Annotated in this window: 24 protein-coding genes; 20 read left to right on the plus strand and 4 right to left on the minus strand. The window is 57.0% G+C overall.

The window, feature by feature from the left end; translation table 11 throughout:
* The first annotated feature begins 67 nt into the window (after positions 1 to 67).
* From pyrH to VJ698_RS16795, 14 genes are all read left to right on the plus strand, one after another.
* Positions 68 to 784 carry a UMP kinase gene (gene pyrH / locus VJ698_RS16730; protein ID WP_324103921.1) on the plus strand — a complete coding sequence of 239 codons (717 nt, stop codon included), beginning with the start codon at positions 68 to 70 and terminating at the stop codon, positions 782 to 784.
* A gap of 24 nt (positions 785 to 808) precedes the next feature.
* On the plus strand, positions 809 to 1369 hold the full coding sequence (gene frr / locus VJ698_RS16735; RefSeq protein WP_324103922.1) for a ribosome recycling factor: 561 nt from the start codon (positions 809 to 811) through the stop codon (positions 1367 to 1369).
* 211 nt (positions 1370 to 1580) lie between these two features.
* Positions 1581 to 2339 (plus strand): polyprenyl diphosphate synthase, encoded by a 759-nt coding sequence (gene uppS / locus VJ698_RS16740; protein WP_324103964.1) that lies wholly within the window; start codon positions 1581 to 1583, stop codon positions 2337 to 2339.
* On the plus strand, positions 2339 to 3157 hold the full coding sequence (locus VJ698_RS16745) for a phosphatidate cytidylyltransferase (protein WP_324103923.1): 819 nt from the start codon (positions 2339 to 2341) through the stop codon (positions 3155 to 3157). The genes uppS and VJ698_RS16745 overlap by 1 nt, the downstream gene beginning before the upstream one ends.
* Before the next feature lie 13 nt (positions 3158 to 3170).
* Positions 3171 to 4340 carry a 1-deoxy-D-xylulose-5-phosphate reductoisomerase gene (gene ispC, locus VJ698_RS16750; protein ID WP_324103924.1) on the plus strand — a complete coding sequence of 390 codons (1170 nt, stop codon included), beginning with the start codon at positions 3171 to 3173 and terminating at the stop codon, positions 4338 to 4340.
* 11 nt (positions 4341 to 4351) lie between these two features.
* Positions 4352 to 5713: an RIP metalloprotease RseP gene (gene rseP / locus VJ698_RS16755; RefSeq protein ID WP_324103925.1), complete on the plus strand. Its 1362-nt coding sequence runs from the start codon at positions 4352 to 4354 to the stop codon at positions 5711 to 5713.
* A 59-nt stretch (positions 5714 to 5772) separates the two neighbouring features.
* The gene (gene bamA, locus VJ698_RS16760; protein ID WP_324103926.1) at positions 5773 to 8112 is read left to right on the plus strand and encodes an outer membrane protein assembly factor BamA; all 2340 of its coding nucleotides are present in this window, start codon (positions 5773 to 5775) and stop codon (positions 8110 to 8112) included.
* 29 nt (positions 8113 to 8141) lie between these two features.
* Positions 8142 to 8672, plus strand: a complete 531-nt coding sequence (locus tag VJ698_RS16765) for an OmpH family outer membrane protein (RefSeq protein WP_324103927.1) — start codon at positions 8142 to 8144, stop codon at positions 8670 to 8672.
* A gap of 18 nt (positions 8673 to 8690) precedes the next feature.
* Positions 8691 to 9740 carry a UDP-3-O-(3-hydroxymyristoyl)glucosamine N-acyltransferase gene (gene lpxD, locus VJ698_RS16770; protein ID WP_324103928.1) on the plus strand — a complete coding sequence of 350 codons (1050 nt, stop codon included), beginning with the start codon at positions 8691 to 8693 and terminating at the stop codon, positions 9738 to 9740.
* Positions 9740 to 10210 (plus strand): 3-hydroxyacyl-ACP dehydratase FabZ, encoded by a 471-nt coding sequence (fabZ, locus tag VJ698_RS16775; RefSeq protein WP_324103929.1) that lies wholly within the window; start codon positions 9740 to 9742, stop codon positions 10208 to 10210. The genes lpxD and fabZ overlap by 1 nt, the downstream gene beginning before the upstream one ends.
* Positions 10210 to 10998, plus strand: a complete 789-nt coding sequence (gene lpxA, locus VJ698_RS16780) for an acyl-ACP--UDP-N-acetylglucosamine O-acyltransferase (protein WP_324103930.1) — start codon at positions 10210 to 10212, stop codon at positions 10996 to 10998. The genes fabZ and lpxA overlap by 1 nt, the downstream gene beginning before the upstream one ends.
* Positions 10999 to 11011: 13 nt before the next feature.
* On the plus strand, positions 11012 to 12148 hold the full coding sequence (gene lpxB, locus VJ698_RS16785; protein ID WP_324103965.1) for a lipid-A-disaccharide synthase: 1137 nt from the start codon (positions 11012 to 11014) through the stop codon (positions 12146 to 12148).
* Entirely contained in the window at positions 12145 to 12795 is a 651-nt protein-coding gene (rnhB, locus tag VJ698_RS16790; protein ID WP_324103931.1) for a ribonuclease HII, read from the plus strand. Before lpxB ends, rnhB begins: the two co-directional genes overlap by 4 nt.
* The gene (locus tag VJ698_RS16795) at positions 12792 to 13580 is read left to right on the plus strand and encodes an RNA methyltransferase (RefSeq protein ID WP_324103932.1); all 789 of its coding nucleotides are present in this window, start codon (positions 12792 to 12794) and stop codon (positions 13578 to 13580) included. Before rnhB ends, VJ698_RS16795 begins: the two co-directional genes overlap by 4 nt.
* Before the next feature lie 48 nt (positions 13581 to 13628).
* Here the strand turns inward: VJ698_RS16795 and VJ698_RS16800 are convergent, their stop codons facing one another.
* On the minus strand, positions 13629 to 13991 hold the full coding sequence (locus VJ698_RS16800; RefSeq protein ID WP_324103933.1) for a hypothetical protein: 363 nt from the start codon (positions 13989 to 13991) through the stop codon (positions 13629 to 13631).
* Positions 13992 to 14174: 183 nt separating this feature from the next.
* Positions 14175 to 15023 carry a posphoenolpyruvate synthetase regulatory kinase/phosphorylase PpsR gene (gene ppsR, locus VJ698_RS16805; RefSeq protein ID WP_324103934.1) on the minus strand — a complete coding sequence of 283 codons (849 nt, stop codon included), beginning with the start codon at positions 15021 to 15023 and terminating at the stop codon, positions 14175 to 14177.
* A gap of 244 nt (positions 15024 to 15267) precedes the next feature.
* On the opposite strand from ppsR, the gene ppsA reads away from it, so the two are divergent.
* The 3 genes from ppsA (at position 15268) to VJ698_RS16820 (ending at position 19291) form a co-directional block, all read left to right on the plus strand.
* Positions 15268 to 17625, plus strand: a complete 2358-nt coding sequence (gene ppsA / locus VJ698_RS16810; protein ID WP_324103935.1) for a phosphoenolpyruvate synthase — start codon at positions 15268 to 15270, stop codon at positions 17623 to 17625.
* Positions 17626 to 17904: 279 nt separating this feature from the next.
* Positions 17905 to 18348 (plus strand): NfeD family protein, encoded by a 444-nt coding sequence (locus VJ698_RS16815; protein ID WP_324103936.1) that lies wholly within the window; start codon positions 17905 to 17907, stop codon positions 18346 to 18348.
* 22 nt (positions 18349 to 18370) lie between these two features.
* A complete protein-coding gene (locus tag VJ698_RS16820; protein WP_324103937.1) occupies positions 18371 to 19291 on the plus strand; it encodes a stomatin-like protein in 921 nt (306 codons plus the stop codon).
* A gap of 18 nt (positions 19292 to 19309) precedes the next feature.
* On the opposite strand, the gene smpB is transcribed toward VJ698_RS16820, so the two are convergent.
* Positions 19310 to 19759, minus strand: coding sequence for an SsrA-binding protein SmpB (smpB, locus tag VJ698_RS16825; RefSeq protein ID WP_324103938.1), 450 nt, complete (start codon positions 19757 to 19759; stop codon positions 19310 to 19312).
* A 67-nt stretch (positions 19760 to 19826) separates the two neighbouring features.
* Between smpB and VJ698_RS16830 the strand changes: the two genes are divergently transcribed.
* Both VJ698_RS16830 and VJ698_RS16835 read left to right on the plus strand, forming a co-directional pair.
* A complete protein-coding gene (locus tag VJ698_RS16830) occupies positions 19827 to 20258 on the plus strand; it encodes a type II toxin-antitoxin system RatA family toxin (RefSeq protein WP_324103939.1) in 432 nt (143 codons plus the stop codon).
* Positions 20251 to 20547 (plus strand): RnfH family protein, encoded by a 297-nt coding sequence (locus tag VJ698_RS16835; protein WP_324103940.1) that lies wholly within the window; start codon positions 20251 to 20253, stop codon positions 20545 to 20547. Before VJ698_RS16830 ends, VJ698_RS16835 begins: the two co-directional genes overlap by 8 nt.
* A gap of 37 nt (positions 20548 to 20584) precedes the next feature.
* Here the strand turns inward: VJ698_RS16835 and VJ698_RS16840 are convergent, their stop codons facing one another.
* A complete protein-coding gene (locus VJ698_RS16840; protein ID WP_324103941.1) occupies positions 20585 to 21241 on the minus strand; it encodes a DUF4124 domain-containing protein in 657 nt (218 codons plus the stop codon).
* Position 21242: 1 nt separating this feature from the next.
* Between VJ698_RS16840 and guaB the strand changes: the two genes are divergently transcribed.
* Positions 21243 to 22703 carry an IMP dehydrogenase gene (gene guaB, locus VJ698_RS16845; protein WP_324103942.1) on the plus strand — a complete coding sequence of 487 codons (1461 nt, stop codon included), beginning with the start codon at positions 21243 to 21245 and terminating at the stop codon, positions 22701 to 22703.
* The last annotated feature ends 37 nt before the right edge of the window (positions 22704 to 22740 follow it).

Below are 22740 nucleotides of genomic sequence, written 5' to 3' on the forward strand. Positions count from 1 at the left end.
TCTGACGATGAAAACGGGCAATAACCGATTACGATCGTGAATCGGACACTGATTAGGAGTCTAGCCCATGTCAAAACCCGCTTATAAACGCGTCCTCCTGAAACTCTCGGGCGAAGCGTTAATGGGCGACGATGCCTATGGCATCAATCGAGCCACCATCGAACGGATGGTGGCAGACGTCGCGGAAGTATCGAAGCTGGGTGTGGAATTGGCAATCGTGATCGGCGGCGGCAATATTTTTCGCGGTGTGGCACCAGGTGCACAGGGCATGGACCGGGCGACGGCGGACTACATGGGCATGCTGGCGACCGTGATGAATTCCCTGGCACTGGCCGACGCCATGCGGCAGGCCGGCATAACCGCACGCGTCATGTCAGCGATCAGCATTGAACAGGTCGTCGAACCCTATGTACGGCCTAAGGCGTTGCAGTACCTCGAAGAGGGCAAGGTGGTGATATTCGCAGCGGGTACCGGCAATCCGTTCTTTACGACTGACACGGCAGCTGCCTTGCGCGGCTCGGAAATCGGCGCCGAGATCGTACTGAAGGCGACGAAAGTCGATGGTGTGTATAGTGCGGATCCGAACAAAGACCGCAACGCGACGCGTTATGCGACCATTACCTTTGATGAGGCCATTTCCAAGCATCTTCAGGTCATGGACGCAACAGCATTTGCGCTTTGCCGCGACCAGAAGTTGCCGATCAAGGTGTTTTCCATCGTCAAACCGGGCGCCCTCAAGAATGTGATTATGGGCGAGGACGAAGGTACACTGGTTCATGTATAACTCGTAGCAATAGAGGAGAGCAGTATGGCAGTCGCTGAAGTCAAGAAAAATGCCGAACAGAAGATGCAGAAATCGATCGAGACCCTGAAGACGGATCTCGCAAAGGTCCGTACCGGCCGGGCGCATACGGGTATCCTCGATCATGTTCTGGTTGATTACTACGGCACACCGACGCACATCAACCAAGTGGCAAACGTCACTTTGCTGGACGCGCGCACAATTGGTGTTCAGCCATGGGAAAAGAAGATGGTTTCCGTCGTCGAAAAAGCGATTCGTGAGTCCGATCTTGGCCTGAATCCTTCCACGCAGGGCGACATGATCCGCGTGCCGACGCCGCCGCTGACGGAAGAGCGCCGCAAGGAAATCGTCAAGCTTGTAAAGGGCGAGGGCGAAGATTCCAAGGTCGCTATTCGCAACATTCGCCGCGACGCGAATGAAGCCCTGAAAAAGATGTTGAAGGATAAGGTTTGCTCGGAAGATGATGAGCGTCGCGCACAGGACGACGTTCAGAAACTGACGGACAAGTTTGTTGCCGAAGTGGATAAGCTGATTTCCGAAAAAGAAAAAGAGCTGCTGACTGTTTGATTCTGCAATTCCTTCTCAGCAGCGTTTTTGTGTCAATCAGGTTCGTCCGGAGTCGGACATCTGGCCAGGATGAACCATCCTGCGCGTACTGCAGGCAATACGGCCGGGGCTACCATGCTCCGGCGTAAGTTGTTGCACAATAGGGTATGCTTTGCAGGTCCCACCCGGTAAAGCACGTCAAAATAACCCTCTTTCAGGCTCTGCCCACCTCATGAAGCATCTGAGTTCAACCCTGGCGATACCCAACGCCTCGTCCGTACCTCGACATGTCGCCATTATCATGGATGGCAACGGCCGGTGGGCAACCAAACGCTTCATGCCACGCGTGGCAGGCCACGGAAAAGGCGTTGAATCCGTACGAGCCATCGTGGAGGCTTGTGTCGCCCGCGGTATCGAATATCTGACCTTGTTTGCATTCAGTTCCGAAAACTGGCGCCGTCCCGCGGACGAAGTGTCACTTTTGATGCGCCTGTTTGTCACTGCGCTTGAGCGTGAAGTCTCGAAGATGCACGCCAATGGCATCCGGCTGAGGGTGGTCGGTGACTTGAGCCGTTTTGATGTGAAGCTGCAAAAGCTGATCACCGACGCGCAGCGCAGGACTGCGGAAAACCGTCGCCTGACGGTCACGATCTGCGCCAATTACGGCGGACGGTGGGACATCATGCAGGCGATGAACAAGATGATCGCCGCCAATCCCGATGCGAGCGATTTCACGGAAGAGCAGCTTGCACCGTATCTGTCGATGGCCTATGCGCCTGAACCGGACCTGTTCATCCGTACCGGCGGCGAAGAGCGCATTTCAAATTTTCTGTTGTGGCAGCTTGCTTACACGGAACTCTATTTCACAGAAACATACTGGCCGGACTTTGACGCCGCGGCGCTGGATCGTGCCATTGAATCGTACCAGCAGCGGGAACGTCGCTTCGGCCGCACCAGCGAGCAGTTGGTCGAACAGAAAAAGGCCTCGTGATGCTAAGAACGCGTGTCATTACCGCGTTGGTCTTGCTGGCGATACTGGTGGCTGTCGTTTACTCGGAATCCTATCCGTTTTTCATTGCTGTGGCGGCGCTATTTTTCGGTGCTGCATCGTGGGAAAGCTTCAGGCTTTTCCAGTATCGTCAGCCATTGTTCGGCACTGCCGTCTGGGCTGTGGCATTCCTTCTTCTCGTCTTCCAGGGCGTATCCGATTCGGTGAAACTATTGTTTGCCCTGTGCGCTGCCATCTGGGCAATCAGACTGGCGCCATCCTTGGCGTTGGGCTTGCCGCCGCTGGAAGGCTTCGCCAATCGCCTGCTCAACGGGATTTATGGCATCGCCATACTCGGCTGCTTTCTGGCGATTGTTGTCCTATACGGGCATTCGCCGCTTTACCTGCTCTCGGTGATGGCGATCGTCTGGGTTGCTGACATTGGCGCGTATTTTTCCGGAAAGGCATTCGGCAAGCACAAGCTTGCGCCGTCCATTTCGCCAGGCAAGTCGTGGGAGGGGGCGATTGGCGGTTGGCTTGCGGTATTGGTCCTCGCGGGAGTATCTGCTGAGATGCCGGCATTGGCCGACACGTTCGCCGCGCGCACCCTGGCGAAAGCAGGATGGCCAGGGTTGTGCCTCGTGATGACGATCATGGTTGCCGCCAGCATTGTCGGCGACCTGTTCGAATCGCAGCTCAAGCGCCGCGCCAGCATGAAGGACAGCAGCAATCTGTTGCCGGGGCATGGCGGCGTCCTCGATCGGATCGACGCCTTGATCCCGGCCCTGCCGCTTGCGGTCCTGTTTGATTCATGGTTTTAAGTAGGTAGCCAGGATGCAGCATATTACAATTTTGGGGTCGACAGGCTCAATTGGCGTTTCCACGCTTGATGTGGTTGGGCGCCACCCCGATCGTTATCGTATCTACGCACTCACCGCGCATCATCGTGTCGAGGAACTGGCGGCACAATGCGCGCAATTCCGTCCGCAGGTTGCAGTGGTCGGCTCCGCACAGGCTGCCGAAGCCTTGGCACGGCTTCTCGTCGAGAAGGGCGTGAAGACGGAAATCGCCTACGGCGAAGCGGCATTGAGCGAGGTTGCGAGCGCTGCCGGTTGTGACGTTGTGATGGCCGCGATTGTGGGAGCGGCGGGGCTTGCGCCGACCTTGGCGGCGGCAAAGGCAGGCAAGAAGATTTTGCTGGCAAACAAGGAGGCATTGGTGATGTCCGGCCGCTTGTTCATGGACGCCGTCAGTGCCAGCGCCGCGACGCTGCTGCCCATCGACAGCGAGCACAACGCAATTTTCCAGTGTCTGCCGCCGTCCTATGCGCGTACACCTTCAGGACATGGTGTTGCAAAGATTCTCCTCACAGCATCCGGCGGGCCATTCCTCAAGCGCGCGGTCGAGACGCTGGAAAATGTGACTCCCGAAGAAGCTGTGGCGCATCCGAACTGGGTGATGGGCCGCAAGATTTCTGTCGACTCTGCCACCATGATGAACAAAGGGTTGGAAGTCATCGAGGCACATTGGCTGTTCGGCGCTGCGGCAAGCGAAATCGAAGTTGTGATCCATCCCCAGAGCGTGATCCACTCGATGGTCTCTTACATCGATGGTTCGGTACTGGCGCAACTCGGAAATCCCGACATGCGAACGCCAATCGCCCACGCACTGGCCTATCCGGAGCGCATCGTTTCCGGTGTGGGGGCAATGGACCTGGCCAAGATCGGCCAGCTGGTTTTCCAGCGGCCGGATTTCGAGCAGTTTCCCTGCCTGAAACTGGCCTATGATGCATTGTTGGCGGGTGGAAGCGCCCCGACTATACTGAACGCGGCAAATGAAGTTGCTGTCCAAGCATTCCTGGACAGGAAAATTGGCTTCCGCGCAATAGACCGGTTAATTGCCCGGGTCATGGACGCAGTGCCGCATGGCGAGATAGGCGACATTGCCTCCCTGCTCGAGCAGGACCGGCGGGCGCGGGAGGTTGCGGGCTCCCTCATTTCATAGATAGCGAAAACATGACTCTGCTGCAGACAGTGATAGCGTTCCTCGTGGCGCTCGGCGTGCTGGTTGTGGTTCATGAGCTTGGTCATTACTGGGTAGCCCGCTGGTGCGGCGTCAAGGTATTACGTTTTTCGTTGGGCATGGGACGGATCATCTACTCCCGGCGCATCGGCCCAGACCAGACGGAATGGGCCTTGTCGGCCTTGCCGTTCGGCGGCTACGTCAAGATGCTGGATGCGCGTGAACAGGATTTGAGCAACCTGCCTGCCGAAGACCTGAAGCGCGAATTTACGCGTCAATCGGTATGGAAGCGCATTTCGATCGTGGCCGCCGGACCGCTTGCCAATTTCCTTCTGGCCATCGCCGTATTCGCGGGCCTGTACAGCTACGGCATTCCCGAACCAACGACACATGTACGGACCGTGCCCGAACATTCAGCAGCGCATCAGGCAGGGATGCGAGGCGGGGAGCTGATTACTTCGGTCAATGGCGAGCCCGTTCGCGTCTGGTCTGACCTGCGCTGGAAGATGATGCAGGCTGCAATTGAAAAGAAGCCGGCACGGCTTGAGGTCGAGCGTCCGAATACTACGGGCGGCAAATCGCTCGATACGGTCAGCGTCCGTCTTGATGGGCTGTCCACGGAAGACCTCGAAGGCGACTTCCTGGCAAAGCTGGGAATCGACCTCGCCCGCCCGCCGGCAATGATCGGCAAAGTGCTTCCCGACGGCCCGGCAATGTCCGCCGGTTTGCACGACGGCGATCTCATCACCAGGGTGAATGGCAAACCTGTCGCAGACGGGCTCGCTTTTGTCGAACTTGTGCGCGCATCTCCGGGACGAGTCCTCGATCTCGAAGTCATGCGGAATGGGCAGATATTCCACATCAGGGTAACGCCTGAGTCATACAGCAAGAATGGCCAGACCATCGGGCGTATCAAGGCCGAAGTGCCTCTTGCCCCGGAAATGACTGTGGCTAGCGAAGCGCCACCGGCGGCACTGGCGAAGGCAGTCAGGAAGACCTGGGATACCAGTGTCCTGACGTTGAAAATGCTTGGTAAAATGATCGTTGGCGAAGTTTCCTGGAAGAATATTACAGGGCCGATCACGATTGCCGATTACGCAGGGCAGACAGCTCGTATCGGCGCCATCAGCTACCTGACGTTCATCGCGTTTATCAGCATCAGCCTGGGCGTGATGAATCTGCTTCCCATCCCAGTGTTAGATGGGGGGCTTTTACTGTATTATTCGCTGGAACTTTTGACCGGGCGGGCCATTCCCGAGCGGGTCGGAGAAGTGGCCCAGCGAGCAGGCGTGGGCATTCTGATGGCGTTGATGGCGGTCGCCATCTTCAATGACATCGTTCGGCTCATGTCCTGAGTTTTCGCCAGCTGTCAGAGGATGGGCGGCCGGCGGAAATATTGATAATAAAATAACCGATGAAATTATATTCCGAGCGTTTCCCCCAGCCTTTTTCCCCTCGCCGCTTCATCGCCATTGCCGCTTTCACCCTCATCGCGGGCCATGCGCTGGCTGTCGAGCCCTTCGTCGTCAAGGACATTCGCGTTGAAGGGATTCAACGTACCGAAGCGGGTACCATTTTCAGTTATCTTCCCGTACGAGTCGGAGAAACCTACACGGATGAAAAGGGTGCCGCCGCCATCAAGGCGCTCTATGCTACTGGCTTTTTCAAGGACGTACGCATTGAAGTTGAAGGCGACGTGCTCGTCGTCAGTGTTGAGGAACGTCCTGCAATTGCCAGCGTGGACTTCACCGGCGTCAAGGAATTCGACAAAGAGCAGTTGACCAAGGCACTGAAGGACATCGGACTCGGCGAGTCCCGAATCTACGACAAGGCGCTGCTCGACCGCGCGGAGCAGGAGCTCAAGCGGCAATATCTGTCGCGCGGCCTCTATGGCGTCCAGATCACGACGACGGTAACGCCGATCGAACGCAACCGCGTCAACATCACCTTTGCGGTTGATGAAGGCGAAGTGTCGCGCATCAAGCGGATCAATATCGTCGGCAACAAGGTGTTCTCCGACAAGGAACTGCTGGGCCTGCTGAATCTTTCCACGCCTGGCTGGTTCACCTGGTATACCAAGGCCGACCAGTATTCCAAGCAAAAGCTGACTGGTGACATCGAAACCTTGCGCTCCTTCTACCTGAATCGCGGCTACCTGGAAATGCAGGTTGAATCGACACAGGTGTCGATCTCGCCGGACAAGAAGGACATCTACATCACCATTAACATTAACGAGGGTGAGAAATTCACGGTCGGAGATGTCAAGCTGGAAGGCGAGATGTTCGGTCGGGAACAGGAACTGAAGTCGCTCGTGCAGCTCAAGCACGGGGATGTCTATTCGGGCGAGAAGCTGGCCGAAAGCGTCAAGAAGATTTCTGAACGCATGGGGAATTTCGGGTACGCATTCGCCAACGTCAATGCGAATCCGGAAATCAACCGCGAAAAGAAGGAAGTCGGTTTCACGATCCTGATCGACCCGGGCAAGCGCGTTTATGTGCGCCGGATCAATATCGCCGGCAATACGAAAACGCGCGACGAAGTCATCCGGCGTGAATTCCGGCAATTTGAAGATTCCTGGTATGACGGCGAGAAGATTCGCCTGTCGCGCGACCGCGTAGACCGCCTGGGCTACTTCAAGGAAGTGAATATCGACACGCCGGAAGTGTCCGGTACGACGGACCAGGTTGACGTCAACATGACGGTGGCGGAAAAACCCACTGGCAATATCCTGCTCGGCGCGGGCTTTTCGAGCAGCGACAAGCTTATGCTGACCGGTTCCATCCAGCAGGCAAATGCTTTTGGCAGCGGCAATACGCTCGGCCTGGACGTCAATACCAGCAAACTCAACAAGACGATTGCACTGTCCCAAACCACCCCGTATTTCACGGATGACGGTGTCAGCCGCAGCTACGAAGTTTTCCTGAGGACGATGCGTCCGCCGGAGGTGAATACCGGTGATTACATGGTGCAGACAACCGGCGCGAATATCCGTTTCGGTGTGCCGTTTTCCGAGCTCGACACGGTGTTCTTCGGTGCCGGCCTTGAGCACACCAACGTGACGACCTATACCGGCGTGCCGGGGCATAATGACAGTCCGGAGCTTTACAAGCGTTACGTAACCGACTTCGGCGACGGCACCGTCGCGAAAACAACCAGCTTCCCACTCACAGCGGCGTGGCAGCGTGACAGCCGTGACAGTGCACTCGTCCCGACCGTAGGGCGTTACCAGCGCATCAACTTCGAGGTGGCGCCAGTGGGCACATTGCGGTATTACCGGGCCGTGTACCAGCATCAGTATTTCCGTCCGCTGTTCCGCGCGGTGACGCTCGCGCTGAACGGCGAGTTCGATTACGGCCGTGGCATGGGCGGCAAGCCTTACCCGATCTTCAAGAACTTCTATGCTGGCGGTATCGGATCGGTTCGCGGATACGAGGGCTCGTCGCTTGGTCCTCGCGCAGCCAACGGCGACCCGCTGGGCGGCACATCGCGTATCATCGCGAATGCCGAATTGCAGTTCCCGTTCCCGGGATCCGGCAATGACCGGACATTGCGCTGGTTCACCTTTGCCGACGCCGGCAACGTGTTTGCGGAAGGAGTCAGACCGGAGCTCGGAGAGATGCGTTATTCCGCCGGCCTCGGCATCAGCTGGGTATCGCCGATCGGCCCATTGAAGCTGAGCTACGGCATGCCGCTGAATGCGAAGACTGGCGATCGCAAGCAGCGGTTCCAGTTCCAGCTTGGGACTGGCTTCTAATGGCATAATAGTAATTTGTTTTGCGGAGAATGACCTTGAAGTCTCTAACTACAGCATCGGTATCGCTCAAGTGCGTAGCGCTCTGCGCGGCGCTTCTGTTACCGCTGACGAGTGCACAGGCGCAGGAATCCAAAGTCGGCTTCGTCAGCACGGAACGTATTTTCCGCGAAGCCGCGCCGGCCAAGGCCGCGCAGGCAAAAATCGAACAGGAATTTTCCCGTCGCGACAAGGAACTGCAGGAAATGGCCAGCAAGCTGAAATCTATGTCGGAGAAGCTCGACAAGGATGCGGCTGTTCTGTCGGAGTCGGACCGGATCAAGCGTCAGCGCGATCTCGCGGATCTGGACAAGGATTTCCAGCGCAAGCAGCGCGAGTTCCGTGAAGACCTGAACCAGCGGCGCAACGAGGAATTGGCGGTCGTCCTGGAGCGTACGAACAAGGTGATCAAGCAGATCGCCGAAACCGAAAAGTACGACATCGTGTTTCAGGAAGCTGTCTACGCAAGCCCGCGTATCGACATCACGGATAAAGTGCTCAAGGCGCTCAATAACGGCAAGTAATTTTTGAAAAGGGCCGCAATGAGCACTCGGCTGCAACAACTGGTCGAACGCTTGGGAGGCCAACTGATCGGTGACGCCGACACGGAAGTTGTCGGCATCGCGCCGCTGGATACCGCAGACACGTCGCATGTGACGTTTCTCTCCAACCCCAAACTGCGCGCGCAGGCCGCACAGACCAAAGCCGCCGCACTGATTCTTTCACCGGCGGACGACCCCGCGATCAGCGGGATCTACAAGGGCGCGCGCATCGTCACCAGTAATCCGTACGCATATTTCGCGCGTGTCGCGCAGTTCTTCGCAGAACTCGCTGCCATACCGGTTATCCCCGGAATTCATCCAAGCGCAAGCGTTCATCCTGATGCGAAGGTCGATCCTGGCGCGTATGTCGGACCGCACACAAGCATCGACGCAGGCGCGAGTATTGCCGATGGAGCCGTCATCGACGCGGGATGTTTTATCGGACGTGATGCCAGGGTCGGGAAGCATACGCACTTCTTTGCCAATGTCTGCTTTCATGCCGGATGCGAGATCGGCGAGCGCGGCATCATTCACTCAGGCGCGGTAATCGGCGCGGACGGATTTGGTTTTGCCAATGACAAGGGGACGTGGGTCAAGATCCCGCAGACCGGGAGGGTGGTGATCGGCAATGATGTCGAAATCGGCGCCAGTACCACCGTCGATCGCGGTACGCTGGCGGACACGATCATCGAGGACGATGTCAAACTGGATAACCAGATCCATATCGGGCACAACTGCCACATCGGCGCCCATACCGCAATGGCTGGTTGCGTCGGCGTTGCCGGGAGCGCCAAGATAGGGAAATATTGCACCTTTGGCGGAGCGGCCATGGTGCTGGGGCAGTTAACGATTGTCGATAACGTTCATATCTCGGCTGCGAGCATGGTGTCGCGCTCCATCCTCGAGCCGGGCCATTACACAGGCTTCTACCCGCTGGCGAAGAATGCCGACTGGGAAAAATCCGCGGCGATTGTGCGCAACCTGGGAACCATGCGTGAGAAAATCCGCGAGCTGGAAAAAACGATTAAAACGCTCACTGAAAAAAAGTAATGAAAACTCTCGATATAACTCAAATCAAAGAATATCTGCCGCATCGATACCCGTTGCTGCTCGTTGACCGTGTGCTGGAATGGGAGTCCGGCAAATCGATTACGGCGATCAAGAACGTGACCGTGAACGAAGAATTCTTCAACGGTCATTTTCCGCACAAGCCGGTGATGCCCGGCGTGCTGATGATCGAAGCGCTGGCACAAACAGCCGCACTGCTATCGTTTCTGACCATGGGGCAGAAACCTGACCACAACAGCGTGGTCTACTTTGTCGGCATTGATGGCGCGCGCTTCAAGCGGCCCGTCGAGCCGGGCGACCAGCTCAAGATGCAGGTGGAGATCCTGCGTACCGCCCGTGGTATCTGGAAGTACAAGGCGCAGGCAAGTGTTGACGGTCAGGTTGCGGTCGAAGCCGAGCTCATGTGCACCATGCGTAGCGCGACAGACCCAAGCCAGCCAGCGGGGCAGTAATGACGATTATCCATCCGACCGCGATTGTCGATTCGAAGGCGGAACTCGATGATTCGGTCGAGGTTGGCGCCTATTCGATCATCGGTCCGCACGTCAAGATCGGGGCACGGACCAGGATCGGCCCACATGTGGTCATTGACGGCCATACCACGATCGGATGCGACAATAGGTTTTTCCAATTTTCCTCTATCGGCGGTGCACCGCAAGACAAGAAGTACGCGGGCGAGCAGACGCGCCTGGAGATTGGTGACCGCAACCTGATCCGCGAGTTCTGCACCTTCAATCTCGGTACTGTGCAGGACGAGGGCGTCACCCGCATCGGCAACGATAACTGGCTGTTGGCTTACGTGCACATCGCGCACGATTGCGTTGTCGGCAGCAACACGATCTTTTCCAATAACGCCAGCCTGGCGGGGCACGTCCACATTGGCGACTGGGTAATCCTGAGTGGGTTTGCCGCGGTCCACCAGTTCTGCCAGATCGGCGACCATGCCTTCGTCGGAATGAACACCAGCCTCACCCAGGATGTCCCGCCATTCGTCCTGCTTTCCGGCAATCCTGCTGCCGCTCATGGCATCAACATTGAAGGCCTCAAGCGCCGGGGCTTCAACAGGGAGCAGATCGGCGACCTTCGCAAGGCTTACAAGCTGATCTACAAATCCGGACTGACAGTGGAAGAAGCCAAGGCCGAAATCGCCAAGGAGGAAGCAGCTTCTCCGCGATCGGCTGACTGCCTGCGCCTGGTCCGCGAATTCCTCGATCGTACGACTCGTGGCATCGTCCGATAAACTTTCCATTGCGATGGTCGCTGGAGAAAGTTCGGGTGACCTGCTTGCGAGCCGCCTGCTGTCGGGTTTGCGGCCGCACATCCCCGATGCGTTGATCCATGGCATCGGCGGTCCCCGAATGGCGGAGTATGGGTTTCGTAGCGACTGGCCGATGGAAAAGCTGTCGGTGCGGGGCCTGTTTGAAGTTCTTGCGCATTACCGGGAAATCAAGGGAATCCAGAACAGCCTGCGCGACCAGTTGCTGGCGGAAAAACCGGCAGCCTTCATCGGTGTGGATGCTCCGGATTTCAATTTCGGGCTGGAGTCCCAGTTGAAGCAGGCCGGAATTCCGACCATGCATTTCATCAGTCCGTCGATCTGGGCCTGGCGCGGTGGACGGATCAAGAAAATTGCGCGTGCGGTATCGCATATGCTGGTCGTGTTTCCGTTCGAGGAAGAGATTTATCGTAAGGCCGGTATTCCTGTGACCTACGTCGGCTATCCGCTCGCGGAAGTAATTCCGATGGCACCGGACGTGACCGCTGCGCGCCTCGAACTCGGGTTGCCACCCGACGCGCGCGTTGTTGCCATTCTTCCGGGCAGCCGCATGTCCGAACTGAAGTACAACACAGTTGCGTTCATCGGCACGGCACGCTTGTTGTCGCAGCGAGATCCTTCCATTCGTTTTGTCGTGCCTATGGCGGGCGACAGGCAAAAGGCCTATTTCGAGGAACTGGTTTCGAAGGCAGGACTGGCAGATGTGCCTGTTCAGTTGCTTGCAGGCCGCTCGCACGCTGCAATTGCAGCGGCCGACAGCGTGTTGGTTGCATCCGGTACCGCGACCCTTGAAGTGGCGTTATTCAAGAAACCGATGGTGATTGCCTACAAGATGATGCGCGCTTCCTGGGAGATCCTGCGGCACATGGGCTACCAGCCGTGGGTGGGATTGCCCAATATTCTTGCCCGGGAGTTTGTTGTGCCTGAATTCCTGCAGAATGCAGCAACACCCGAGGCGCTTGCGGACGCGCTATGGAAGCAGCTTGAAGACCCTGCGCTGTGTGCACGCCTTCACGAACGCTTTACCGAAATGCACCACGCGTTATTGCGCGATACCGCCCGGGAAAGCGCTCAGGCGGTCCTGAAACTGATCGGACGTACGGCGGACGTATGAAAATGGATATTTCAAGTCTGCCGCTTTTCGATTATTCCGGTGAGTTGATATGTGGCGTGGATGAAGCCGGACGCGGGCCTCTGGCCGGAGCTGTCTTCGCGGCCGCCGTCATCCTTGATCCTGCAAAGCCGATCGAAGGCCTGAGAGACTCTAAAAAACTGACAGAAGCGCGGCGCAATATTCTCGCCGGCCAGATCAAGGCGGATGCATTGGCCTGGTCGATCGCACAATGCTCCGAAAGCGAAATTGACACGCTCAATATCCTTCAGGCGTCCATGCTCGCCATGCGGCGTGCCGTCGAAGGGCTCAAAGTTGTGCCGACACTGGCCCTGATTGATGGCAATCGCTGCCCCGTGATGCCGATCCGTTCGGAGGCCATCGTCAAAGGCGACGACAAGATTCCCGCTATTTCTGCCGCCTCCATCCTTGCCAAGACCGCGCGCGATGCTGCGCTGATGGCCTTGCATCTGGAATATCCGCAATATGGCTTTGACCAGCACAAGGGTTATCCTACGCCCTTGCATCTGGAACGCCTGCGTATTCACGGTGTATCACCCGTACACCGCAAATCGTACGCGCCGGTACGTGAGTTGATCGTAAACGCGCAGGAGCGGGCATACGAGCGCCGCGCGCGGATCCAGACATGAAGACGATTACATCGCGGGACAACCCACTGTACAAGGAGCTGAAACTCCTGGCGACCAGCTCACAGGCACGTCGCAAGGCAGGGCGCACGCTGCTGGATGGAACGCACCTGTGCCAGTCCTATCTGGAATGTATCGGCATGCCTCCGATATGCATTGTCAGCGAGAATTCGCTGACACATGCAGAAGTGGCAGAAATAGTTGAGCGTTGCGAGGCGGCACGTGTGACATGCATCAGCCTGCCCGAGCCGATGTATCAAGCAGTGAGCCAGGTCGAGCATGGTATCGGTTTGCTGTTTGTTATTGAGACGCCACAAGCTGCAATGCCTGAAAAGCTGTCCGGCTCAGCGGTCCTTCTGGACAATCTGCAAGACCCGGGTAATCTCGGTTCGATTCTCCGCAGCGCGGCCGCGGCCGGAATCGAGAGCGTGTTTTGCAGCAAGGGCACGGCGCTCGCATGGTCGCCAAAGGTACTGCGCGCAGGAATGGGAGCGCATTTTCTGCTCAGGATTAATGAAAACGTCGATCTTGCTTCGCTGGTGCGCTCTGCCACGATTCCGGTGCTTGCTACCAGTTCGCACGCGGAGCAGCGCATTTATGATGTCAATCTGGCTAGGCCGGTTGCGTGGCTGTTCGGCCATGAAGGGCAAGGCGTGTCCGATGAGTTGCTCGGGCTGGCGACCTCCCGAGTGTCGATTCCGCACCTTGGGCAGGTTGAATCGCTGAATGTTGCGGCGAGTGCCGCGGTCTGCTTTTTTGAGCAGGTGCGGCAAAGAGTTGTGGGCTAGGGGGCGCTGCGGTACTTCTCCGATCCTTCTGCGGCCTCGGACTCGCAGTCAAATGGCGTCTGCTGACGTCTCGCGGCACTCCTGATAAACCAACCCCGGCGCAACGTAGCGCTCTCCAGGCTCCAGCTTCATTTCACTTTCGAGCGGGCAAATCCGGTCAAACTGATACATACGTCCCTGAATGACCGCATAACGGTAGATGGCGCTGTCGCGATAGCTTCCGATCGGATCGGACACCCGTTCCGGTCGGATGATCCCGGAGTCTTGCTGGGCTTGCTCCGCGCGCTTGTTCTTTGACAAGAGTCCAAGCGACTCAATGTCCGACTCAACGTTTCCCAAGCCGTCTTTTAATGCCCAGAAGAAAAACAACAACCCGCCCCACAAAACCAGTTCAAGTAGCATGAAATCCATTCGTGCCTCCATTCTCCTTCGTTTATTTATACCCAATTTGTAAGCTTTGTGTAAGCTTTTTCTCTGAAGTTCCTGATCGAAATCGCGAGGAAACAAAAAAGCCGTTGCGCGTGAGCGGAACGGCTTTCGTAAGACAAAGGAAAAAAGATAATTTGTGCGCGAGCAACGCTCCTGGCACAGGATCTAATACGAGGGATTCTCCGACTTGATTTCCTGCAAGATCATTGTTGCAATTTCCTCAATGGATTTTGCAGTTGAAGACATCCACCGGATGCTTTCATGCTGCATCATTTTCTCGGCCTCATTCACTTCATACCGGCAATTTTCCAACGAAGCATATTTGCTCCCTGGTCGCCGTTCATTCCGGACCTCAGACAAGCGGTCGGGAGCAATGGAGAGACCAAAAATCTTTCTCTTGTAAGGCAGCAGGTCGCGAGGCAGTTTGCCACGCTCGAAATCTTCCGGGATCAGAGGGTAATTTGCTGCTTTTACCCCGTACTGCATGGCCAGATAAAGACTGGTTGGCGTCTTGCCCGAACGGGAGACACCGACCAGGATCACATCTGCCGCAGCAAGATTCTGGTTCGATTGCCCATCATCATGCGCCAGCGAGAAATTGATCGCCTCGATCCGATTCTTGTAGTCCGCGGAGTCGGCAATGTTGTGGCTTCGCCCAATCGTATGGGTCGACTTGACGCCGAGTTCCTGTTCCAGCGGTTCGACAAACGTCTGGATCAGGTCCATGTGCATGGCCTTCGAACGACGGATGACAGTGGACAACTCCGCCTTGACCAACGTGGAAAAAACGATTGCGCGCTTGCCGTCGCGTTCACATGCTTCATTGATTTCCTGAAGCGCTTCGTAAGCCTTATCGAGGGTGTCGATAAATGGCAGGCGGATCTGCCTGAAACGCAATTCGAATTGCGTCAGCACCGAATGGCCAAAGGTTTCCGCAGTAATTCCGGTCCCGTCCGAAACAAAAAATACGGTGCGATCGGCAGGTGGCAGGTGAGGTGCGGACAAGTCTGGCATAATGTTGACCAAATATAAAGCATGAAAAGTTCTTCAGTGTGCGACAGGATTCTGCCGGGCACTGTAAAATGACAATCAATTCGAATACATCACTTCGCGCCCACGAAGAATAACAAAAAGAACCGGGTGGCGACGACGGATATGAAGATTTTCCATCATCAAAACAGAGGTAGTTATGTCAACGGTACTCTCAACCGGGGCGACCCAGGAGGCTACGTACGTAGCTTCATTTGAAAATTTGCGTATGACGGACGTCGAGTCCGTCGGCGGCAAGAATGCGTCGCTCGGTGAAATGATCAGCCAACTGGCTGGCGCTGGCGTTCGCGTTCCTGGCGGCTTTGCAACCACCGCACAAGCGTTTCGTGACTTTCTTGCATATAGCGCCGGCAGCGGGGCGACGCTCGGCCAGCGCATTGCCGACCGTCTGGCTTCGCTGAACATCGACGATGTACGCGCGCTGGCACAAGCCGGTGCAGAAATCCGCCAGTGGATTTGCGAGACCCCGTTCCAGCCGCGGCTTGAACAGGAGATCCGCGAGTTTTACCAGCGCCTGGTGGCAGATTCGACCGCCGAAATGTCGTTTGCTGTTCGGTCTTCCGCCACAGCGGAAGACTTGCCTGATGCGTCGTTCGCGGGGCAGCAGGAGACTTTCCTGAATGTGGTTGGCATCGACAATGTTCTTGAGGCGATCAAGCACGTCTTCGCGTCGCTGTACAACGACCGCGCGATCTCGTATCGGGTGCATAAGGGTTTCACGCATTCCGAGGTGGCGCTTTCGGCCGGCGTGCAGCGCATGGTGCGCTCCGACGTCGGAGCTGCCGGCGTGATGTTTACGATCGACACCGAATCCGGCTTCAAGGATGTAGTCTTCATTACGTCCAGCTATGGCTTGGGTGAAACCGTCGTGCAGGGTGCAGTGAATCCGGACGAGTTCTATGTTCACAAGCCGATGCTGGAGCAGGGCAAGTCGCCGGTCATTCGTCGCAATATCGGCTCCAAGCTGATCAAGATGGAATTCACCGGCGAGGCCAAGGCTGGCCGCTCCGTGAAGACGGTGGACGTACCCATCGAGATGCGCAATCGTTATTCGCTGAACGACCAGGAAGTGGTCGAACTGGCGAAATATGCCGTCATCATCGAAAAGCATTATGGCCGTCCGATGGATATCGAATGGGGCAAGGATGGCCGCGACGGGAAGTTGTACATCCTGCAGGCGCGCCCCGAAACGGTAAAGTCGCAGCAGAAATCGACCGATGCGCAGCAGCGCTTCAAGCTGAAGAGTACCGGAACCGTGCTCGCGTCCGGCCGCGCCATCGGCCAGAAGATCGGTGCGGGCCCGGTCCGCGTCATTCACGATCCGTCGGAAATGGAGCGAGTGCAGCCTGGCGACGTGCTGGTGGCGGATATGACCGATCCCAACTGGGAGCCGGTGATGAAACGGGCATCGGCGATTGTCACCAATCGTGGCGGCCGTACCTGCCATGCAGCGATCATCGCGCGTGAACTGGGCGTTCCGGCAGTTGTCGGCTGCGGCAATGCGACCGACATGCTGAAAGATGGCACGCTGGTGACCGTGTCCTGCGCCGAGGGGGACGAAGGCAGGATTTATGACGGCCTGCTGGAGACCGAAGTGTCGGAAGTGTCTCGTGGTGAACTGCAGGAATTGCCGCTGAAGATCATGATGAACGTCGGTAATCCGCAACTCGCTTTCGACTTCCAGTCGATTCCGAATGGTGGCGTCGGTCTCGCACGTTTGGAGTTCATCATCAACAACAATATCGGCGTGCATCCGAAGGCTATCCTGGAGTATCCAGGGATCGACCCTGACCTGAAGAAGGCAGTCGAATCGGTGGCGCGCGGCCATGCTTCACCGAAGGCGTTCTATGTCGACAAACTCGCTGAAGGAGTGGCGACGATTGCCGCCGCGTTCTGGCCGAAGCCCGTTATTGTTCGTTTGTCCGACTTCAAGTCGAACGAGTACAAGAAGCTGATTGGTGGATCACGTTACGAGCCGGACGAGGAAAACCCGATGCTCGGCTTCCGCGGTGCGGCACGTTACCTCGCTGCAGATTTCGCCGAGGCGTTCGAACTGGAATGCCAGGCGATGAAGCGCGTGCGCAATGAGATGGGATTTACCAACGTGGAGATCATGGTGCCGTTCGTGCGGACGCTCGGCCAGGCCGAAAAGGTGGTGAATCTGCTTGGGAAAAATGGACTGCGTCGCGGCGAAAACGGTCTGCGTCTCATCATGATGTGTGAGGTGCCGTCCAACGCAATTCTGGCCGATCAGTTCCTCGAATTCTTTGATGGCTTCTCGATCGGTTCGAATGACCTGACCCAGCTCACACTCGGTCTTGACCGCGACTCCGGCATGGAATTACTGGCCGCGGATTTCGATGAGCGCGATCCGGCAGTACGCGCCTTGCTCTCGAAGGCAATTGCAGCCTGCCGCGCACAAGGCAAGTACATCGGTATTTGCGGACAGGGACCTTCCGATCATCCTGACTTCGCCGAATGGCTGATGAAGGAAGGCATTGCCTCGATTTCGCTGAACCCGGATACCGTGATCGATACATGGCAAAAGCTGGCATCAGCACGCTGATTCTAGAGAGCGCGTAAGGGTTTTTCCTACGAGAACGCGGGCGCACTGCCCGCGTTTTTCATTTTGGCAGTCTGCTGTTGTGCGACGGCAAAAGCGGGTGGAAAACCGTTTGAAGCCAAGGCATTTTGGATTAGACTTGAGCCAACTTGTCATCGAACAACAACCAACAAAAACAGCAGTACTTGTGTGTATTGCGCCCCTGTTTCCCTTTGGGTCACAGGGGCTTTTTGTTTTTGGAATATGATTGAAAAACAATAATAGAGAACGAGAGGGCGTGATATGGCCGATTGGATGGTGTGGTTCATACTGATGGGCGTGATGGTGATCCTCGAGATGTTCACCGGGACGTTCTACCTGCTGATGATCGGTATTGGCCTTGCCGCTGGTGGTGTCGCTACATTGGCCGGTCTTGCGGGTAACATTCAAATGGTGGTCGCGGCGCTCGTCGGCATTTTTTCCACCGCTGCGCTAAGGCGCAGCAAGTGGGGAAGGCTTCCGCGAAGCCACGCGGCCCGCGATCCCAATGTGAATCTCGACATCGGACAGACACTTCACGTCGATGCCTGGTCCGGCGTCGCGGGAGAGGCAAGAACGTCCCGGACCATGTACCGTGGCGCGCTTTGGGACGTCGAACTCGAACACGGCGCCCGCCCTGAGGTAGGGACGTTTGTGATCCGTGAAGTCAGGGGCAGCCGCCTTATCGTTGCCAACCACGAGAAATAAGAAGAAAGGATGGGTAGGAGAAATGAGCTTCGGGACCTTGAGCCTGGTTATTTTCATTGTGGCCGTGGTATTCGTCGTGAAGACCATCAACGTTGTGCTGCAACAGCATGCTTGGGTGGTGGAGCGTCTTGGCAAATATCATGCGACTCTCGGGCCGGGACTGAACATCGTCCTGCCGTTTATCGATCGCATCGCCTACAAGCATTCGCTCAAGGAAATTCCGCTCGATGTACCGAGCCAGGTATGCATCACCAAAGACAATACCCAACTTCAGGTGGATGGAATCCTGTACTTTCAGGTTACAGATCCGATGCGCGCATCGTATGGCTCATCCAACTATATCGCCGCCATCACGCAACTGGCACAGACGACGCTGCGGTCCGTGATCGGCCGGCTGGAGTTGGACAAAACATTCGAGGAACGAGACTACATCAACCGTGCGATCGTGAATGCCATCGATGAATCGGCCGCCAACTGGGGCGTGAAGGTGCTGCGCTACGAGATCAAGGACCTGACACCGCCAAAGGAGATCCTGCATGCCATGCAGGCGCAGATCACCGCGGAGCGTGAGAAGCGTGCGCTGATCGCGGCATCGGAAGGTCGAAAGCAGGAGCAGATCAACATTGCGAGCGGCGAGCGTGAAGCCGCAATTGCCAGGTCAGAAGGCGAAAAGCAGGCGGCGATCAATCGCGCGCAAGGCCAGGCCGCATCCATCCTCGCCATTGCTGAAGCGAGTGCGGAAGCCTTGCGCAAAACTGCGGCGGCGATTCGCGAACCGGGTGGGGCCGACGCCGTCAACCTGAAAGTGGCGGAGCAGTATGTCAGCGCTTTTTCGCAGCTCGCCAAGACCAACAATTCCATCATCGTGCCCGCCAACATGAGCGACATCAGCGGCCTGATTGCCAGCGCAATGCAGGTGGTGAAGTCGCAGCAGCGGGTGTGAGCCTGCGGCCGATAACGATCAGCGGCGGTTCTGTTTCAGGATCGTCTGTTGCTCGCGCTGCCAGTCGCGCTGTTTTTCGCTCTCGCGCTTGTCATGCTGCTTCTTGCCTTTGGCAAGGCCGATCTCGCATTTGATACGGCCCTTGCTGTAATGCAGATTGATTGGAACCAGCGTGTAGCCTGCGCGCTCTACCTTGCCAATCAGTTTCTTGATTTCGTCAGCATTAAGCAGCAGTTTGCGGGTCCGGACCGGATCCGGATTGATGTGTGTCGAAGCGGTGGGCAGGGGGCTGATATGGGCGCCGAACAGGAAAACTTCTCCCTGGCGAACGATCACATACGATTCCTTGAGCTGGACACGCCCTGCTCGAATCGACTTGACCTCCCACCCTTCCAGAACCATCCCTGCCTCGAAGCGCTCCTCGATAAAGTAATCATGGAAGGCTTTTTTATTGTCAACAATGCTCATGAATGTGGGAAACAGGACAGGTCAGTTAAAATTCGAATCTCGTATTTTATCAAACGGTTTATTTCCAATGGCTGTCGTACATAAGTCCGTATTGCTCGGTTACAGCGCCGAGCAGATGTTCGCACTGGTGAGCAAGTTCGACGACTATCCAAAGTTCCTGCCGTGGTGTGGCGGCGCGGAAGTCAAGCACCAGGAAGGCGACAAGGTGATTGCTTCGATGACCATCAACTATCATGGTGTCAAGCAATCCTTCTCCACCGAGAACATCAATACGCCGCCGACATCCATCAGCATGCTGCTGATCGAAGGGCCGTTCAAGCATCTCGATGGGAAATGGACATTCAAGCCCTTGCGGTCGGATGCGTGCAAGGTTGAATTCGACTTGCAGTATGAGTTTTCCAGCAAGGTGCTGGAGCAAATCATCGGCCCGGTGTTCAACATGATTGCGAACAGTTTCGTCGATTCCTTCTGCAAGCGGGCGGAGACGGTATATGGCTGATATCAGGGTGCAGGTCTGCTATGCAAGACCGGAAGCGCAGACGTTGCGTGATGTGGTGGTGCCGGAAGGCGCAACCTTGCAGTCTGCCATCGAACACAGCGGGGTGTTGCACGACTGGCCGGAAATCGACCTGTCGCGCTTGCGCGTCGGTGTGTACGGAAAGCTCAAGGCGCTTGACACGTTACTGCGGGACCGTGACCGGATCGAGATCTATCGGCCCCTGATTGCTGACCCCAAAGAGTCACGCCGCAAGCGTGCCGTGAAAAAGGAAGAGGCAAAAGGGCGCTGATTTTCCCTTGCCTGAGTCCGCTGCGCAGACTCGTGGCTTACTTGCAGTTCGTGAGCACCTGCCTTGCGTCGCGCAGTTCCCGTTCGCGTTGCTCATCCGTCAAGTAGGCGCGCTCCCCGTTCTGGTCGACGCGCGCAATACGTGCGCCGGATTCCAGCGTCCGGATGTATTCGCGTGCCCGATCGCACTGCTTGGTCTTTTCCGCAGCAACGCGCGCTTCGTCGGCCGCTTTTTTCTCCTTTTCAGCCTGCTCGGCCATCCGTTTCCGGTAATCGGCATTCTTCTCTGCGACGGTCATCTCGGGCTTGCCCGGTGCGACGTTGGCGGCATGATCGGCTGGTGCGGATGTAGGTGCCTGTGCGTCTTTGGGTTGCTTGAGGATGCGATTCGCTGGCACTGAAGCTGGGGGCGGCATGTCGGAAAACTGCTTGATACCTTGTTCGTCTAACCATACGTATTGCGCAGCAGCGGCACCAGCCATGCCAAGCATAATGGAAACAATTGCCGACGCGGCCAGGCGTCGAAGTGGAAAGTGCGTCATTGGCATCCTTGCATCAGGAACATATTGGGGATTTCGCCATGCTTTGCCGGGGATGTCAATCGGCGAAAGGGGCGATTCAGGCGAAAAAAGTACGCAAAAACAACGCCTTCCGTGGATTACTGTATAATCCGCTTTTGCGCCTATAGGAATCACTATGCGTCTACTCCAAAAAGCACTCACATTCGATGACGTGCTGCTCGTTCCGGCACATTCGGACATTCTCCCCAAAGACACTTCCCTCAAAACGCGCCTGACGCGGAACATCACGCTGAACATTCCGTTGCTGTCGGCGGCGATGGACACGGTCACCGAATCGCGGCTCGCAATCGCAATGGCGCAAGAGGGCGGCATCGGTATCGTGCACAAGAATCTCAAGCCCAGGGAGCAGGCGCGTGAAGTGGCGAAGGTCAAGCGCTTCGAATCCGGTGTAGTGCGCGATCCGATCACGATTCCCCCCACGACGCGTATTCGCGATGTGATCGCGCTGTCGGAACAACATGGCATCAGCGGATTCCCTGTGGTCGAGGGCAAGACCGTAGTAGGCATCATCACCAACCGTGACCTGCGGTTCGAGGAAGAACTGGATGCGGAAGTGCGCGCCAAGATGACGCCGCGCGAGAAGCTGGTCTACGTGAAAGAAGGCGCCGGCCTCACCGAAGCGAAGCGGCTGATGAACAAGCATCGGCTGGAGCGTGTGATTGTGGTGAACGACGAATTTGAGCTTCGCGGCCTGATCACGGTGAAGGATATTCAGAAGGCCACATCCCATCCGAATGCCTGCAAGGACGAGCATGGCAAGCTGCGCGTCGGCGCGGCGGTCGGTGTTGGTCCGGACAACGACGAGCGCATCGACCTGCTGGTCAAGGCGGGTGTGGACGTCATCGTGGTCGATACGGCGCATGGACATTCCCGCGGCGTGCTTGAGCGCGTCAAATGGGTCAAGGCGAATTATCCGCAAGTGGACGTGATCGGCGGCAATATCGCGACGGCGGCCGCTGCGCGGGCGTTGGTCGAACATGGTGCGGATGGCGTCAAGGTCGGTATCGGCCCCGGCTCGATCTGCACGACGCGTATTGTGGCAGGTGTCGGCGTGCCGCAGATCACGGCAATTTCCAATGTTTCGGAAGCACTCAAGTCAGCTGGCGTCCCCTGCATCGCGGACGGCGGTGTTCGCTTCTCCGGCGATATCGCCAAGGCACTGGCCGCTGGCGCGTCGAGCGTCATGATGGGCAGCATGTTCGCCGGCACCGAAGAAGCGCCGGGTGAAGTGATCCTGTATCAAGGCCGCAGCTACAAGTCCTATCGCGGCATGGGCAGCCTGGGCGCGATGAGCGAAGGCTCTGCCGACCGCTATTTCCAGGACGTTGCAAGCAATGCCGACAAGCTGGTGCCCGAAGGCATTGAAGGGCGCGTGCCTTACAAGGGCAGCGTGTTGGCGATCCTGTACCAGTTGGTCGGTGGCGTGCGTTCTTCCATGGGCTACTGCGGCTGCGCGACGATCGATGAGTTCCGGGAGAAGGCCGAGTTCGTCGAAATCACGTCGGCGGGCATGCGCGAATCGCATGTCCATGACGTGCAAATCACGAAAGAAGCGCCGAACTACCGTGCGGAATAATTTCCGCACGCATTCAGCGCGATGACGCACGTGGATA

Source organism: Noviherbaspirillum sp. (assembly GCF_035254685.1).
In the GTDB taxonomy this organism is placed as follows: domain Bacteria; phylum Pseudomonadota; class Gammaproteobacteria; order Burkholderiales; family Burkholderiaceae_D; genus Noviherbaspirillum.